Source organism: Thiohalocapsa halophila (assembly GCF_016583825.1).
In the GTDB taxonomy this organism is placed as follows: Bacteria; Pseudomonadota; Gammaproteobacteria; order Chromatiales; family Chromatiaceae; genus Thiohalocapsa; species Thiohalocapsa halophila.
This window is the reverse complement of record NZ_NRRV01000049.1, coordinates 1-15,323: the sequence shown is the minus strand read 5'-3', so window position 1 is coordinate 15,323 and position 15,323 is coordinate 1. Positions and strand designations below refer to the sequence as shown.

The 15,323-nt window shown below is 68.5% G+C and carries 13 protein-coding genes; 6 read left to right on the top strand and 7 right to left on the bottom strand.

What is annotated here, in order from left to right; translation table 11 throughout:
• Window positions 1-118 precede the first annotated feature (118 nt).
• The 3 genes from CKO31_RS17675 to ilvB form a co-directional block, all read right to left on the bottom strand.
• Window positions 119-463: a hypothetical protein gene (locus tag CKO31_RS17675; RefSeq protein WP_200240084.1), complete on the bottom strand. Its 345-nt coding sequence runs from the start codon at window positions 461-463 to the stop codon at window positions 119-121.
• A 478-nt stretch (window positions 464-941) separates the two neighbouring features.
• Window positions 942-1,382 (bottom strand): hypothetical protein, encoded by a 441-nt coding sequence (locus CKO31_RS17670; RefSeq protein WP_200240082.1) that lies wholly within the window; start codon window positions 1,380-1,382, stop codon window positions 942-944.
• A gap of 237 nt (window positions 1,383-1,619) precedes the next feature.
• Window positions 1,620-3,362, bottom strand: a complete 1,743-nt coding sequence (ilvB, locus tag CKO31_RS17665; protein ID WP_200240080.1) for a biosynthetic-type acetolactate synthase large subunit — start codon at window positions 3,360-3,362, stop codon at window positions 1,620-1,622.
• 146 nt (window positions 3,363-3,508) lie between these two features.
• Between ilvB and CKO31_RS17660 the strand changes: the two genes are divergently transcribed.
• Window positions 3,509-4,309 carry a M90 family metallopeptidase gene (locus CKO31_RS17660; RefSeq protein ID WP_200240078.1) on the top strand — a complete coding sequence of 267 codons (801 nt, stop codon included), beginning with the start codon at window positions 3,509-3,511 and terminating at the stop codon, window positions 4,307-4,309.
• Between the two features lie 79 nt (window positions 4,310-4,388).
• On the opposite strand, the gene CKO31_RS17655 is transcribed toward CKO31_RS17660, so the two are convergent.
• Window positions 4,389-5,135, bottom strand: coding sequence for a retropepsin-like aspartic protease family protein (locus CKO31_RS17655; RefSeq protein WP_200240077.1), 747 nt, complete (start codon window positions 5,133-5,135; stop codon window positions 4,389-4,391).
• A 216-nt stretch (window positions 5,136-5,351) separates the two neighbouring features.
• Here CKO31_RS17655 and CKO31_RS17650 point away from each other — a divergent pair, with 216 nt between their 5' ends.
• From CKO31_RS17650 to argF, 3 genes are all read left to right on the top strand, one after another.
• Entirely contained in the window at window positions 5,352-7,337 is a 1,986-nt protein-coding gene (locus tag CKO31_RS17650) for a putative bifunctional diguanylate cyclase/phosphodiesterase (protein WP_200240075.1), read from the top strand.
• A 252-nt stretch (window positions 7,338-7,589) separates the two neighbouring features.
• Window positions 7,590-8,798, top strand: a complete 1,209-nt coding sequence (locus CKO31_RS17645) for an aspartate aminotransferase family protein (protein WP_438874020.1) — start codon at window positions 7,590-7,592, stop codon at window positions 8,796-8,798.
• A 134-nt stretch (window positions 8,799-8,932) separates the two neighbouring features.
• On the top strand, window positions 8,933-9,859 hold the full coding sequence (gene argF / locus CKO31_RS17640) for an ornithine carbamoyltransferase (RefSeq protein ID WP_200240073.1): 927 nt from the start codon (window positions 8,933-8,935) through the stop codon (window positions 9,857-9,859).
• A gap of 237 nt (window positions 9,860-10,096) precedes the next feature.
• On the opposite strand, the gene CKO31_RS17635 is transcribed toward argF, so the two are convergent.
• Window positions 10,097-10,558, bottom strand: coding sequence for a hypothetical protein (locus CKO31_RS17635; protein ID WP_200240071.1), 462 nt, complete (start codon window positions 10,556-10,558; stop codon window positions 10,097-10,099).
• Window positions 10,559-10,758: 200 nt separating this feature from the next.
• A complete protein-coding gene (locus CKO31_RS17630) occupies window positions 10,759-11,508 on the bottom strand; it encodes a GNAT family N-acetyltransferase (protein WP_200240069.1) in 750 nt (249 codons plus the stop codon).
• A 407-nt stretch (window positions 11,509-11,915) separates the two neighbouring features.
• Between CKO31_RS17630 and CKO31_RS17625 the strand changes: the two genes are divergently transcribed.
• The gene (locus tag CKO31_RS17625; protein ID WP_200240068.1) at window positions 11,916-12,455 is read left to right on the top strand and encodes a hypothetical protein; all 540 of its coding nucleotides are present in this window, start codon (window positions 11,916-11,918) and stop codon (window positions 12,453-12,455) included.
• Between the two features lie 51 nt (window positions 12,456-12,506).
• Here CKO31_RS17625 and CKO31_RS17620 read toward each other — a convergent pair whose 3' ends face one another.
• Window positions 12,507-13,055, bottom strand: a complete 549-nt coding sequence (locus CKO31_RS17620; protein ID WP_200240066.1) for a Slp family lipoprotein — start codon at window positions 13,053-13,055, stop codon at window positions 12,507-12,509.
• Between the two features lie 287 nt (window positions 13,056-13,342).
• Here CKO31_RS17620 and CKO31_RS17615 point away from each other — a divergent pair, with 287 nt between their 5' ends.
• A complete protein-coding gene (locus CKO31_RS17615; RefSeq protein WP_200240064.1) occupies window positions 13,343-15,175 on the top strand; it encodes a cyclic nucleotide-binding domain-containing protein in 1,833 nt (610 codons plus the stop codon).
• Window positions 15,176-15,323: the final 148 nt, after the last annotated feature.

Sequence of the window (15,323 nt, the reverse complement as noted above, 5' to 3'; positions counted from 1 at the left end):
TGTCGCCTTAGGCTACGGCTGCACTGACTGCATGCCCGCACTACCCTACACCGTGTTGAACCGGCGCCGGCGGGCGCGTCGGCGGGCCCCGCCGGACTCGCCGCCGGCTAGCGCCCGCTCAGGCGTCCTGCTTGCCGTCGCTCGCGTCGTCGACGGCCTCTTCGGCCTTTTTCGCGCTGCGCTTGGCCTTCTTCATGGCCTCGTCGACGACGGTCTTGGCCTTGTCGGAGACGTTTTCGGCGCTGTGTCCGACGGCCTCTACGGCGGCCGTCGCCTTCTCCTTGGTGCTGCGCCCGAAGGCGGGCACCCAAGCGGTCATCTTATCGGCGCCGGCCTTGAGCTGGCTCACGGTCTTGTCGGTGATTTGTGCGACACGTTTGTGCAGCGCCTTGTCGGTGGCGCCATAGGTGGCGAGCGAGCCCACGGCAACGCCCGCGGCGAAGGGAATCAGAGGGAACGCCATGGAGACCTCCAGTAATGGCGGGCAACGCAAATCGGCCCGCAGGTCGAGCGGGGCGCGCGCCAGCTAAGGTCTAAGCACTGAGCCCATGAGCGGCGGCGACCACGGGAGCGCACCCGCACGCTCGGCGCGGCAGCGGGCAACGCACTATTTCGTCTAAGCTTAGCAGATGACAGAAATATGACTGCGCGATGGACGAGTGAGCGCCGGGCGGTCAGCGCACAGGCACAGCTGGTGCGCGCGACGAACAGCTGTAACGCCAGCCTGCCCGGCCACCGGCCTCAGCAGGCGCGGCGGCGGCGCTCAGGGGACTGGGCAAGCATCTGCCGTAGGTCGGGCTGCGCCACGCAGCCCGACACCAAGCCGGCGGCAAACGCCTGGTTGCCGGGCCTGCCAACGTCGGCCCGACCGACGTCGAGGCAGGCGCTGACCGCCGACAAGCAATACTTGCCCGGTCTGGTCGCTCACCCGGTCTGGTCGCTCAGGCAGCCTCGCGCTCTTCGAGCTTGCGGATGAGCGGGTAGAGGTGCTCGGTCTCGCGCTGGATGCGGTCCAGCACCAGGCCGAACATCTGCTCGGTCTCGCTCAGGAACTCATCGTGGTTGCGGATGGTGAGACGGCGGCTCGACTCGTTGCACCAGTCCTTGAGGTACTTGTTGAAGATGCGCTTGATCTCGGTGGAGCCGGACAGGAAGCGGTCGGCCGTGTTCTTCACCGTCTGGTCGGGATAGGAGATCAGCTTGCCGCAGAGCTCGCGGTCCACCAGCTCGATGTGCTCCTTGACCTTGCCGGTGTACTCGAAGAAGACATCACAGGCGGTCTCGGTGTCGCACATCTCACGGCTCTGCACGAGGTACAGGAAGACGTTGGAGAGCTCGGTGATCTTGTGATTCTGCGCATGCAGCTTAGAGAAGGCAGTCATTGCAGGGCATCCTCCATCGGAGCGCTGTCGTTGTCTTGGATGGTCTGTGAAAACGGGTTGCGGTTGTAGGCTGCCGCGTCGCGGCGGCAGGGCGCCGCCGGCCCCTCTGGGTGGTCACCTGGACGCCGGCTTCGCGCAGCAGAGGCATCCAAGCCAGCGCCCATAACCGCAAAAAGTGTAGCTGAATCGGCCAGGCGCCGTCGCGTCCCAATGGTTACAACGCCCTGAATCCAATGGTCAACTCTCGATCATGGCCGCCAGGCGCTGGCCCGGCGGAACCATCGGTAGCACATTTTCCGCTTTGTCTACCCAGACATCCACCAGGACGGGTCCGGGCTGTGTCAGGGCCTCCTCCACGACTTCCCCGAGCTTGCTCGGTAGACGCACGCGGTAGGTGGCCAGGGGCGGGTAGACGGCCTTTAGCGCAGTCAGATTCGGCAGCTGACGGCGGCAGTTCTGGTCCATGCTGGTGCAGTCCGGATCGCAGTCCCACTGGCGGGCCAGGCAGGTCTCGTGGTGATGGCCGTCGTCCATCATGTCCTCCCACTGGCGAACCATGCCGAGGAAGCTGTTGTTGAGCACGAACATCTTGAGCGGTATGCGGTTGGCAACCACCGTGGCGAGCTCTTGCATGTTCATCTGGAAGCTGCCGTCGCCGTCGACCAGCACCACCGGCTGCCGCGGGTTACCGTACCAGGCACCGATGGCCGCCGGCAGCCCATAGCCCATGGTGCCGAGCCCACCGGAGCTGATCCATTGCCGCGGCCGGCTGAAGCGGTAGTACTGCGCCGCCCACATCTGATGCTGGCCGACGCCGGTGACCACAGTCGCCTGACCGTCGGTGCGCTCCGACAGGCAGGCGATGACGGCCTGGGGCTTGATGTAGTCGCCAGTGCCGTAGGGCAGCGGCATCTTCTCGCGCCATTGGCGCACCCGCGCCATCCAGTCGCCATGGCGGGCATCGCGCCCGCAATCCAGGGCGTAGGCCAAAAAGCGGTTCAGGGGCGCCACCAGCGCCAGATCGCATTTGATGGTCTTGTCGATCTCGCTCGGGTCGATGTCCACATGCGCGATGCGCTTGTCTTCGGCGAACCCGGTTACCGCGACGCGATCATCGAAGCGCCCGCCGAGGGTGAGGATCAGGTCCGCGTCGCGCAGCGCATAGTTCGCCGGCACTGTGCCGTGCATGCCGGGCATGCCCAGGCTGTACGGGGAGCCCATGGGCACGGCGCCCAGGGCGTTGAAGGTGGTGGTAACCGGGGTGTCGAAGCGCTCGGCAAAGGCGCAGAGGGCGTCTGCGGCCTCGGCATGGATGACGCCCCCGCCGGCCTTGATCACCGGGCGCTCGGCGGCAGCGAGCGCGGCCAGGATGGCATCGGCGGCGGCCGCATCGAAGGACACTTGCGGGCGGTGCCGCAGCCGCGGCGGATGGGCTGCGCCGAGGGTCGCCAGCTGCACGTCCTTGCAGATATCCAACACCACCGGGCCGGGGCGGCCGCTGCCCGCCAGCGCGAAGGCCTCACGCAGCATCCATTCCAGGTCCGCGATGTCCTTGACCAGGTAATTGTGCTTGGAGATGGGGCGGGTGACGCCGACGGTGTCTACCTCTTGAAAGGCGTCGCTGCCGATGGCCCCGCTCGGCACCTGGCCGGTGATGAACACCGTCGGGATGGAATCCTTGTAGGCGTCGGCGATGGGCGTGGTGAGGTTCGTGGCACCCGGACCAGAAGTGGCCAGCGCCACGCCCACCCGACCGCAAGCGCGGGCATAGCCTTCCGCGGCGTGGCCGGCGCCGGGCTCTTGACGGCACATGACCACCTGCGGGACCGGCTCCCGCCGGCGCAGGCGCTTGTTCAGCTCCACGTGCAGCGGGATCACGGCGCCGCCGGTATGCGCGAAGACGACGGCCACGTCGAGCTCCACCAGGATGTCGAAGAGCACGGCAGCGCCGCAGCGCACGGTGGGGTCGGCATTGCTCATAGATGGTCGCGGTGATGGTCGCGGTCCGTGGCAGCTTGCGCTCATTGCGGCATGATAAGACCCTGTCGCCAGCACGCCATGATGCGCGCCAACTCCCGCGTCATTGTCGACTCGGCACCGCGCCCGCACCACAGCACAGAAGCGTCATGAACAATCCCGTCAGCCGCTGGTGGCGGCGCCGCCGGCTGGAGCGCGCCCATGCCGACATCGACCCTGCCCTGTGGCCCGACATCTGCGCCGGGCTGCCGCTGCTGGCGGGCTTCGACGCGGCGAGCCGCCAGCGGCTCATAGACATCGCAGCGCTGTTCCTACACCAGAAAACCTTCGAGGCCGCCGGCGGCGCCGAGCTTTCCCTGCGCACCGGTATGGAGCTGGCCCTGCAAGCGGCCCTGCCGGTACTTGAGCTGGGGCTCGACTGGTATCGGGGCTGGCACGCCGTCATCGTCTATCCAGACGAGTTCGTGCCTGCGCGGGAGGTGATGGACGAGGACGGCCTGGTGTGGCAGGACGACGAGCCCAAGAGCGGCGAGGCCTGGGAGCAGGGGCCGGTGATCCTGTCGCTGACCGACGCCCTGGCCGGGCGCGAGCGCAGCGGCTACAACGTCGTCATCCACGAGCTGGCGCACAAGCTGGACCTGTGCGACGGCGCCGCCAATGGGCATCCGCCCCTGCACCGCGGCATGGACGAGCGCAGCTGGGCGCGGGCCATGCAGCGCGCCTACGATGACCTGGGCCGCCGCGCCGACGCCGCCCCCGACTTGTCTGTGGTGGATCCCTATGGGGCCACCTCGCCGGCGGAGTTTTTCGCCGTCGTCAGCGAGCTCTTCTTCGAGCTACCGCACCGCCTGCGGGGCGTCTATCCGGAGGTCTATGCCGAGCTCGCCGCCTTCTACCGCCAAGATCCGGCACTGCGACTGCGGCCCGTGAGCCAACCGCTCGGCTCATGACGCTTCGCTTTGCGGCCCGGGCCCGCTCATGCAAAGCCGTTGGCGTTCGCAAACCCTTTGCGTTGCCTGAAACGCTCTCCTAGCGACTGGTGAGCGTGATGCGATTTTCTTGATCGTGGATGGTGAGCTGGTAGCGACCGAGCACGCTCATGCCCAGCAGACCGGCCTTGCCCAGCTTGTCGTCGTCGAGGAAAGCGACAGACACGTCCGGGACGCGCCGGGCGCCGAGCCAGACCGCATCGAGCCTGCCCGTGAGCGCCTGTGTCATGCCGTTGGCGGTTTGCACCTCGCGCTCCTGCAGGGCGTCCGCATCCATCCCCAGGGCGTCGATGAGCGAGACCGGCAGCACCACGGTATCCGCGCCGGTATCGATGAGCAGCAGACGCGCCAGTCGGCGACCGTCGGTGCCTTCCAAGGCCACACGCACCGAGTGCTGACTGCCCTGGCGGACGGTCGGCAGCTCGATGGGCGTATCCGGCGGCGGCCCCCCGTCTACAGCCACCAAGGGCTGCGTCGGCGGCAGGCCGGGCTCGGCGGGCCCCAGCACGATGACGCGCTCAATGCCGCCGCGGCCATCCTCCACGATGATGTGATCGAAGCCCTCGAGCAGGATGCGCAATTGCCGCACCGGGCTGGCGTCCTCCGCGCGGCCAATGCTCTCCGCCAGGTGCTCGTCTCCCGTGACCGAGAAGCCATAGGCGGCGGCGAGCCGCTCGAGCTCCGCGGCGACGTCCACCTGCCGGGCATCGCCGGCGCGCGCGGGCAGCCCGAGCGAGAGCAGCAGGAAGACCAGCACCGGTGCGGTGACCGACGGAAATTTCTGCATGGGACACCAAAGAGGGGTTACGCGGCGCCGCGACCTGCTCCGACGGCCGCAGAGCACGCCGACCTCAACACCGACAGGCCGCAAGCCGACCTGTCGCATTCAATGACCGCGGACTCGACTGGCGAGCATACCAGCGCACCGGAGTGCCAACCAGGTACCTTCGCGGCCGCGGGGCATTGCTAGACTGTTGGCAACGGCTCGTCTGGAGAATGACACTTGGTCGCGCTCGAGAGCGCAGCCGCAGACGCTACGGCGCACACTGCGGCCGCGGACACCAGGACCATCGATGCGCAGCTCGCGGGGCTCTTCATCAGTGCCGTCCCGCTGGCATTGCTGGCGGTGGTCATCAACGCCGCCGTCCTGGGCTGGCTCCTCAAGGGCTCCGCTCCGACACCGGTGCTGACGCTCTGGCTCAGCGCTGTGGCATCCCTGAGTGTCATCCGCTACCTGGACTACCGCCGCGCCCGCGCACACCGCGGCGACGCCGCGGCGCTCCTGCGCCACCTGCCCAGGATCCAGGCCGAGGTACTGCTCTCGGGCGGCCTCTGGGGTGCGGCGAGCATTCTGCTGTTCCCGGCGGACAACGTCGCCCACCAGGCCGTGCTCACCGTGATGCTCGCGGGTCTCGCCGCCGGCTCGGTGAACACCTTCTCGGTGTGCTTGCGCATTTCTTGGGTCCTGCTCGCGCTAATGCTGGTGCCTTTGCTCGTGCGCATGGCGCTGCAACAGACCGAGGCGGGCTATGCGATCGCCCTGCTGACGCTGCTGTACCTGGGGCTCATGCTGAACATCGCCCAGCGCCATCATCGAACCGTGGTCAACAGCCTGCGCGTTCGCCACGCCCGCGAGCGCGCCGAGGCCACCGTCGTGCAGCAGGCCTACTATGACCCCTTGACGACGCTGCCGAACCGACGCCTGCTTTGCGACCGGCTCCAGCTGGACCTGGCCCGCCATGCCCAGCAAGGCCAAGTGGGCGGTCTGTTGTACCTGGACATCGATCGCTTTGCGCTGATCAACAACTCCTTCGGTCACGAGGCCGGCAATGATCTCATCCAGGCCCTGGCGCGACGCATCAATGACCTGCTGGGCGGGGTCTACACCATCGCGCGTATCGAAGGCGACCGCTTCGTCATCGTCCTGACAGAGCTGGGTGATACCACCCCGGCTGCGGCCAACCGCGCCCGCCAGCGCGCCGAGAACCTGCGCCGAGTGCTGGCGATGCCGCTGGAGGTGGAGGGACGGGACATCCAGCTCACCGTCAGCATCGGCATCGCCCTGTTCCCCGGTGACGGCGACACCCCGGATGACCTGCTGCGAGCCGCAGAATCGGCGCTGACACAGGCCAAGGGCGCCGGGCGTGACTGCACCCGCTTCTACCTGCCGCAAATGCAGGCAGCGGCCAAGGCGCGCATGGACCTGGAAGGCGCCCTGCGGCGCGCGCTGCGCGGCGGCGATCTGACCCTGTTCTACCAGCCCCAATGCGACCGCCAAGGCCGCATCGTCACCGTCGAGGCCCTGATCCGCTGGCCCCGCAGCGATGGCGCCGAGATGGTGGCGAGCCCGGGGGTGTTCGTGCCGCTGGCCGAGGACAGCGGCATGATCCACGAGCTCGGCGAGTGGGTGCTGTACCAAGCCTTGCGGGACATGCGCAGCCTGGACCGCGAGACCGACGCGCTTCACCCGCAGCGGGTGGCACTCAATGTCAGCCCGGCACAGTTCCGCCAGGCGGACTTTGCCGGCGCGCTGGCAGGGCGGCTGCTGGCAGAGCACCTGGACCCGCATCGCCTGGAGCTGGAGCTCACCGAGCACGTGCTGGTGGCGGATTTTCGCGACACCGCAAAGAAGATGACCCGACTGCGGGAGCTCGGCGTGCATTTTTCGGTGGACGATTTCGGCACTGGCTATTCGTCCCTGAGCTACCTGAAGCGCCTGCCGCTGGACGCGCTGAAGATCGACCGCTCTTTCGTCCGGGACGTGGCCACGGACGCCTCCGACGCCACCATCGTCGAGACCATCATCGACATGGCCCATCGCCTCGGCCTGCGGGTGGTGGCCGAGGGTGTGGACAAACCGGCGGTGCAGGCCTTCCTAGAAGCGCGCGGCTGTGATCGCTACCAAGGCTTTCTTCTCTATCGACCCATGCCGCTAGCCACGCTGGTGAAGGTCCTGCTCCAGCAAGCCAGCGCCGCCGATACCGGCTGACGACCCGTCGTCACAGGCGAAGGCCCGTCCCGGGGCGGGCCGCCGAGCTGGATTTGCCTTGCTTGACAATGTGCTGATAGGCTACTCGGCTTTCTCGCAAGGTCCCTACCTTCGTCGCCGACGGGACCCGCTCGGCATCCGCGCAGCAACGCCGGCACACCGCCAGCACACCTGGGGCGGCCCGCGCAGTACTCGGGTCGCCTGTTTCGTTTTCGGCGCCGTCCAGGGGTTTCAGGTGTCATGACAGACCATCTGCCCGATCATCTTATGGCCACCTACGGCCGCCTTTCCGTGAGCTTCGAGCGCGGTGAAGGCGCCTGGCTGTGGTCGGACGACGGCAGGCGCTTCCTGGATGCGCTGTCCGGCATCGCCGTCTGCGGCCTGGGGCACGCCCATCCCGGCGTCCGCGCGGCCATCTGCGAGCAAGCAGCGCAGCTGGTGCACGTCTCCAACCTGTATCGGATTCCGTCCCAGGAGACGCTCGGCGAGCGCCTCTGCGCCGCCGCGGGCATGGAGCGGGTGTTCTTCGCCAACTCCGGCGCAGAAGCCAACGAGGCCGCCATCAAGCTGGCCCGCCTGCTGGCCCACGGCCGCGGCATCCAGCGCCCGGAAATCCTGGTGATGGAGAACAGCTTCCACGGCCGCACCCTGGCCACGCTCACCGCCACCGGCAGCCGCAAAGCGCAAGCGGGCTTCGAGCCGTTGGTGTCCGGCTTCGTACGTGTGCCCTACGATGACCTCGGCGCCGTGGAAACCGCCGCCGGCAACCGCGCCAACATCGTCGCGGTGCTGGTGGAGTCCATCCAGGGCGAGGGCGGCATCGTCATGCCGAGCGCGGGCTATCTCGCCGGGCTGCGCGAGCTCTGCGACCGCCATGGCTGGCTGCTGATGCTCGACGAAGTGCAGTCCGGCATGGGCCGCACCGGCCGGCTCTTCGCCCATCAGCACGAAGGCATCCTGCCGGATGTCATGACGCTGGCGAAGGGGCTCGGCAACGGCGTGCCCATCGGCGCCTGCCTGGCGCGGGGCGAGGCGGCCGGCGTCCTCGGCCCCGGCAGTCACGGCTCGACCTTCGGCGGCAATCCACTTGCCTGCCGGGCTGCGCTGGCGGTGCTGGACGCCCTTGAGGCCGACGACCTGCCCGCGCGCGCGGGCGCCGCGGGCGAGCGCATCCGCAGCGGTCTACGTGATGGCCTCGCGGACCTCTCCGGTGTGGTGGCCGTGCGCGGCCGCGGACTCATGATCGGCGTGGAGCTGGACCGAGCCTGCGGTGAGCTGGTCGCGACGGCGCTCGACGCAGGGCTTTTGATCAATGTCACCGCGCAGCGGGTAGTGCGTCTGCTCCCGCCGCTGATCATCGACGACGCCCAGGCGGAGCAGATCGTCAGCACGGTCGTGCGCATCATTCGCGACTTCCTCGGCGCCGACGGTGCCGATACCGGGCCCAGCCCGGGAGCCTGATCCCCGGCCCGCGGCGGCCGCCCTTGCCCCGCTGCCGCGCCCCGCCAGGTTATGCCCAGCCCGCCGCCCCGTCCACGGATCCCCAGCCCAACGCTCGGCACCGACCCCACCAGGTGCCCGCGAGGAAGTCTGCCATGCCCGAGCCTATCCGCCATTTCCTGACCCTGCGCGACCTGACCGCCGATGAGGCCCGCGCGCTGCTGCATCGGGCCATCGCGCTCAAGCGCATGCGCGCGGAAGGGGTGGATTATCGCCCGCTGCGCCACCGCACCCTCGCCATGGTGTTCGAGAAGTCGTCCACCCGCACCCGGGTCTCCTTCGAGGCCGGCATGGTGGAGTTCGGAGGACATGCCTTGTTCCTGTCTCCGCGGGACACCCAGCTCGGCCGCGGCGAGCCCATCGAAGACAGCGCCCGCGTCCTCTCCCGCATGGTGGACGCGGTCATGATCCGCACCTTCGATCACGACAAGGTAGAGCGCTTCGCGGCGCACTCCCGCGTGCCGGTCATCAACGGCCTGACCGACCGCTTCCACCCCTGCCAGCTGCTGGCGGACATGCAGACCTATCTGGAGCACCGCGGCGATATCGCCGGGCGCACCGTCGCCTTCGTGGGCGACGGCAACAACATGTGCCATTCGTACATGAACGCGGCGCGCCTGTTCGACTTCGAGCTGCGTGTCGCCTGCCCCGCGGACTTCGAGCCGGACGCAGACCTGATCGCCGCCGCCGGGAATCGCTGCAGCCTGCTGCGCGACCCGCGCGAGGCAGCCGCGGGAGCCGACTTGGTGGTCACGGATGTCTGGGCCAGCATGGGACAGGAAAGCGAGCAGGACGACCGCGCCACCGCCTTCGCCCGCTACTGCGTGGACGCCGAGGTGATGGCGGCGGCCAAGCCGGACGCGATCTTCATGCACTGCCTGCCTGCACACCGCGGCGAAGAGGTGAGCGCCTGCGTCATCGACGGCCCCCAATCGGTAGTCTGGGACGAGGCGGAGAACCGTCTGCACGCGCAAAAGGCACTGTTGGAGATGCTGCTGCTGGGGGGCATCCCCGACGCCTGACCCCTGAGCCTGATCCCTGAGCCTGATCCCTGGGCCCAGACAGAGCAGCCCACCACCGATACCGGATCTAGGCTAAAGCCGGATGCGGCGACGAATATCGCGTTATCGCGATCTTTGTCGTTCTCGCGCATCGACGATCGGCACAACGACGACGCCGACAACGAGCAAGGCCCGCACCTCACTGCCCGGCTTCGGGCCCGGCTTCGGGCCCGGCTTCGGGCCCAGGTGGCCGCCGACTCAGCGGAACTTCCAGACCCGATAGTGCAGCCGCCCGCTCGCCGGGTCCTCGACGAGCCAGCGGCCGTTCTCGAACGGCAGATCCGTGTTGCGGTACTCGCAGCAGCTCAGGGTCGAGCTCGCCAGGGCCAGCCCGTCGAGCGCAAGCTTGGCGTCGAAATAGGCGCGCACCGGGGCGCAATCGACCGGGCGATAGGCGTCGGCAAAGCGGGGCGTCAGGTCGCGGTTTGGCGTGAGCCTGAGCCAGGCGTCATAGGCACCGACGATGGTGCCGCCGTCGGCTTCGATCTCCACGGCGGCCAGCGGTGTCTCGAAGGCGTCCTTATAGACCTTCTTCGGCTGCGGGGCGGTCGGGTCGTCGCTGCGCGCGCAGCCGCCGACACAGATCAGTGCCAGGAGCACGACACCGGCTCCCCGCAGCGGCCGGGTCAGCCGCATCCCTTGTTGCCCCGCTGCGCTCATGCCCTAGGCTCCCCTCTCGGCGACAGGCTTTAAGACGGGTCAGTATCGCAGAAAGCCAGTGTTACCGGGGGCGGCTCGGGCGCCGCCAGCACGGACGAGTCGAGGCCACTGGCGGCGGCGCGGGCGGGCCCCAGGCCATGGCCGCGGGCCCGGAGCGGGCCTTGCCAGGGGCTGGCTCAGCGCGGCCGCGCAGGAGCGGGTCAAGCCGCTGCCGCGGCGCTTGCTGTGACCGACGCACAGGCGCCGGGCAGCCAAGGGCTGGCGGCATCGTCGAGCAGGCTGCACCAGTCGTGGTGCATCGCCACAGGGTCCGGCAGCACGAGCCCCGGCCAAGCGAATGCCGACGCGTCGCCGGCGGGGCGCCGCTCCACCGGAATGGTATAGACGAGACTATCCGCGTCGCTGCCGACGGGCTCGCCGCCGAAGCGCTCGGCCAGCGCCCGCATGGGCTGATTGTGCCAGAGCACGTCGCAGTGCAGCCGATGAATACCGCGGGGTCGGGCGTGCGCCATCAACGCCGACAGCAGAGCGCACCCAAGGCCGACGCCCCGGGCATCGTCGGCGACGGCGATGGCGAAGTCCGCCGTGTCACGCCGATGCGGCAGGCGCAGGCAGCGCACAGCGCCCAAGAGCTCCTGCTCGCGGCCGGCGCCGTCGGCGGCGAAGGCCGCCAGCGCCATGTGCTCCCAGCCGTCGGGGCGGGAGAAATGCGCGATCTCCGCATCCGTGAGCCTGCGCTTGGCGGTGAAGAAGCGTGCGAGGCGCGCCTCGTCGGACATGCGCGCGAAGCAGGCCGCGAGCCGTGGCCCGTCGTCCGGCCGCAACCGGCGGATCTGCCAGCGGCGGCCGTCGGCGAGCCGCCCGCGTCCGGTGGGGCGGGCGCGCGGCTGCGTGACAGCTTCCGCGCGGCCGGTTGAAGTCGATTCAGCGACAGTCTGCAAGGTGCTCAAGTCGGTCCTCCGTGGCCACCAGCAGCACGACAAAGCTACCGGAGGCGATTGCGGACGCAATGCCTGCGAGGGACAGCAGATCGAAACTCATGACAGTTCTCCAGATACAGCTCATTCAAGGGATGGCGTCGAAGCGGCGCTCGCGCGCCGGTGCTTCGTGCTCTGGCTGCCATCTTCCTCGGAAAGCGTTATCCGAGTGTTTCGCTGCGGTACCACATTGCAACAAGTTGTGACATCAACGCGTCAATTTTGTCTCTTTCACGCAACGCACGTCGACCAGTTGTCGCCGGCAGGGCCGTCTAGGCGACGAGGCGTCGGTTGCGGATTGCCACGCAGATGACAATCCCATGAATCACTGATTTCTTATATACTGGCGTGCTTGCTCGACTAAAACCCTCGGATACCCCATGCGCTTTCAAGTCAGCCGCGAAGAGATCAAGCGCGCCAACCTGCCCCATGAGATCTTCCTCACCAATCTCATCGGCAACCATATCCTGATGGCGGTGGCCGCCGGCGGCGTCGCCGGCAGCTTTCCGTGGGTCATGGCCCTGATCCCGGCCATTTCCTTCGCCATGCTGGGCTATATCCTGTTGCGGGCGCACCGCGGCGTCGGCCGCGACCCCTGGTACGTCATGTGCCATTGGCAGGTCTGCGCGCGCCGCAGCCGGCTGTTCATTCTCATGCTGACGCTGCTGCTCGCGGCCGTCGCCCTGGCCTGGGCCGGCCACGTCTACGGCGGCATGATGAAGGAGGCCGCCATCGCGCTGGTGGCCGGCGTCGGCATCCTGCCGGTGATGGTGACGGTGCTGGTGCTGATCATCGTCGAGTCAGACGCCCTCTATCACGCCAACCAGGCGAAGCTGCCGTCCTGGGTGGTGGAGCGTTTCCCGAACCCTGACGCCGTCGTCATCGAGGACGCGGCACCCGCCACCGCAGCCCAGTCCTGACGCTGCCGCCGCGGCGGCCCAACATGCGACTGCCGCTAAGGGCAACGGTGCTTAGAACCAAACACCAACCCCGCCGCCGCTCCAGCCGCGGCCACCGCCGACACCGACGCTGATCCAGGGCCGCACCCGTGCGTTGTCGTAACCGGAAGCGCGCCGTCTCTCGGGCCACACCCGGGGGGCAGCGTCCTCCAGCACCGGGAAGCGGTAGTCGGCCTCGCCGATGCGCCCATCCAGCAGGGCGATGATGCGCCCGCTGGCCGTGATGGGCCGCCCGGGCTCCAGATCCGCGGTCTCCAGATAGCCGGGGTGACGGATGATGAACCGCCCTTGTGCAGGCTCGCTCAGCAGGGGGCGACCGCAGTCGTCCAGCGGATAGGCCAGCACCTCCAGGTCCGTCGCATCCGCCAGGTTGCGGGCGGACACCAGCGTTCCGCCCCAGGTGATAGCCTCGCCCTGATGGCCGCCTTGCGCGGCGACCACGGCCGGTGTCAGTGCGCGGTTCCCGATGGGCGCTCGGCAATCGCCGGCGCCGGTGCTGGCACAACCGCTGATGAGCAGCGCCGCGGCGAGCAGTGCCGCGACCATTCGGTTTCCGGACATGCGAGGTGCCCTCGGCTGGCGGATGTCCGCCCTGTTGGCTGGCATCATGCGCGACAGGTCACGTGTCCAGCCGGCTTGCGGTACAGTGCCGCCGCGGCCGACATGGGTACCCGTCGCTGCCGCATTCTAGCGCGCTGACACGCAGGATGGCCTTGGCGGCGGCTCGCCGGCCAGGGGCAGCGCAGCCGAGGGAAGGCTCCCGATGCCGTGGCCGGGCCCGAGCAGCGCACGGCCCTCCACCAGTCCGACCGCGCCTCATCGACAGCCTCCCAGACAGCCTCCCAGCCATGCCCTTCGACTCGGTGACGCTCTCGGCCCTGGTGTTTGGGCTCATCAGCGCTGCCACCTTGCCCGTCGGGGCGGCAGTGGGGGTCCTCTGGCGCCCGCCGGATCGTGTCATGGCCTTCCTGCTCGCCTTCGGCGGCGGTGCCTTGCTGGCCGCGCTCACCATCGATCTCATCGCGCCCGGCGTGGACCGCGGCCACTTTCGCGACCTGGCGCTCGGCGCCATCATCGGCGGCACGCTGTTCAAACTCTTGGATTGGGCCGTGAACCGCCAGGGCGGCTACCTGCGCAAGCCTTCCACCGCACTCAACTTCTGGCGCAACCAGGCCCGGCGGCGGCTGCGGCGCGTGCTCGCCGGGATCCGCCGCATCCCGGCACTCGCGGCGCTGTCCCCGGAGACCCTCGACAGGCTCCTCGGCATCGTGCAGATCCAGGAGTTTCCGGCGCACCGCTGCCTCTACCGCGCCGATGACCCGCCGAGCTACATGTACGTGATCCTCGACGGCGCCGTCGAGTTGAGCGACCCCGCCGCCGGCGGTCGTGTGTTCGAGCACCTCGGGCGCCATGATGCCTTTGGGCGGATGAGCTTCATCTCGGACCTGCCCCGTGCGACCGAAGCGCACACGGCGGCCGATACCAAGCTGCTGCTGATCCCGCGCGAGGCGTTCATGCGGCTGGTGTCCGAGTGCTCGGAGCTGCGCGCCGTGCTGGGCGGTCTGCTCCGTGACGCGGAGCTGACCCAATACCTGGAGGAGCGCCATGGGCTGAGCGATGACGCCATCGAGCGCTGGCGCCAAGAAGCGCTGACGGAGCTCGACACCGAAGGCGCCTACGATCCGCCCATCGAGCCCCAGCAGATCAGCGAAGAGCCGGTGGAGCTGATGCGCGACGAGCCCCGGCTCGGCTTCTTCCCGGGCCTGTCGGAGGCGACCCTGAGACGCATCGCCGCACGACTGGTGCACAAGCGCGCGCCGGACGGCTACAACTTCTTCCACCAGGGTCAGCCGGCGGAGCGGCTCTACCTGCTGCGCCGCGGCACCGTCTATCTGTTCGACCGGGATCAGCGCAGCCGGCGCCCGCAGGTGGTGGAGGCCGGCGAAGGCTTCGGCGGTTTCGCCTTTTTCACCGAGGGGCTGCACGCGGCGACGGCGGTGGCCCACGACGAGGTGGAGGTCTCGGAGCTGCGGCGGCGGGATTTCGAGCAGCTGTTGACGGACCTCCCCGAGCTGCGCGCTCGGCTCGCGGACTACCTCAAGCGCAATCCGGTGCGCGCCTATCTCACCGAGCAGCAGCACCTCGGGGCCAAACGCGCCGCGGCCTGGATGGACCGGGCGGCCAAGCGCGTCGCCGGCGGCCATGTCGTGCCCTCGCTGGCGGAGATGACCCGGCAGGTAGCAGGACACAAGGGCGCCGCGGTGGCCATGTTCCTCGGCATGACCCTGGACGGTATTCCCGAGTCCTTCGTCATCGGCGCCAATGTCCTGGTCACCGGCGGCATCAGCCTGTCGCTGCTGGGCGGGCTCTTCCTGGCCAACCTGCCGGAGGCACTGTCCAGCGCCGCGGGTATGAAGGAGCAGGGGCTCGGGGTGCCGCGCATCCTCGCCATGTGGACCAGCTTGATGCTCATGACCGGGCTCGGCGCAGCGCTCGGCGCCGTGGTGCTGGCCGACGCGTCCGCGGAGGTCTTCGCCCTCATCGAGGGCGTCGCCGCCGGGGCCATGCTCACCATGGTGGCGGAGACTATGCTGCCGGAGGCCTTCCACAAGGGCGGCGGCGTGGTGGGGCTGTCGACCTTGGCCGGGTTTTTGTTGGCGATCTACTTCAATACATTGTGAAGGGCTGAGGGCTGAGGGCTGAGGGCTGGGGGCTGGGGCTCGGTTTACTGTGCGTAGTGCGGGGGGAATAGTAGGAAGTACGGAGTACGGAGTACGGAGTAGGAAGTACGGAGTACGGAGTACGAAGTACGGAGCACGGAGTACGGGG

What these genes read in the sequence shown, in the direction of transcription:
- CKO31_RS17660 (WP_200240078.1), top strand. Translation starts at nt 3,509, where the DNA reads ATGAACAATCCCGTCAGCCGCTGGTGGCGGCGCCGCCGGCTGGAGCGC.
- CKO31_RS17675 (WP_200240084.1), bottom strand. Translation starts at nt 463, where the DNA reads ATGGCGTTCCCTCTGATTCCCTTCGCCGCGGGCGTTGCCGTGGGCTCG.
- CKO31_RS17625 (WP_200240068.1), top strand. Translation starts at nt 11,916, where the DNA reads ATGCGCTTTCAAGTCAGCCGCGAAGAGATCAAGCGCGCCAACCTGCCC.
- CKO31_RS17620 (WP_200240066.1), bottom strand. Translation starts at nt 13,055, where the DNA reads ATGTCCGGAAACCGAATGGTCGCGGCACTGCTCGCCGCGGCGCTGCTC.
- CKO31_RS17655 (WP_200240077.1), bottom strand. Translation starts at nt 5,135, where the DNA reads ATGCAGAAATTTCCGTCGGTCACCGCACCGGTGCTGGTCTTCCTGCTG.
- CKO31_RS17615 (WP_200240064.1), top strand. Translation starts at nt 13,343, where the DNA reads ATGCCCTTCGACTCGGTGACGCTCTCGGCCCTGGTGTTTGGGCTCATC.
- ilvB (WP_200240080.1), bottom strand. Translation starts at nt 3,362, where the DNA reads ATGAGCAATGCCGACCCCACCGTGCGCTGCGGCGCTGCCGTGCTCTTC.
- CKO31_RS17635 (WP_200240071.1), bottom strand. Translation starts at nt 10,558, where the DNA reads ATGAGCGCAGCGGGGCAACAAGGGATGCGGCTGACCCGGCCGCTGCGG.
- CKO31_RS17670 (WP_200240082.1), bottom strand. Translation starts at nt 1,382, where the DNA reads ATGACTGCCTTCTCTAAGCTGCATGCGCAGAATCACAAGATCACCGAG.
- argF (WP_200240073.1), top strand. Translation starts at nt 8,933, where the DNA reads ATGCCCGAGCCTATCCGCCATTTCCTGACCCTGCGCGACCTGACCGCC.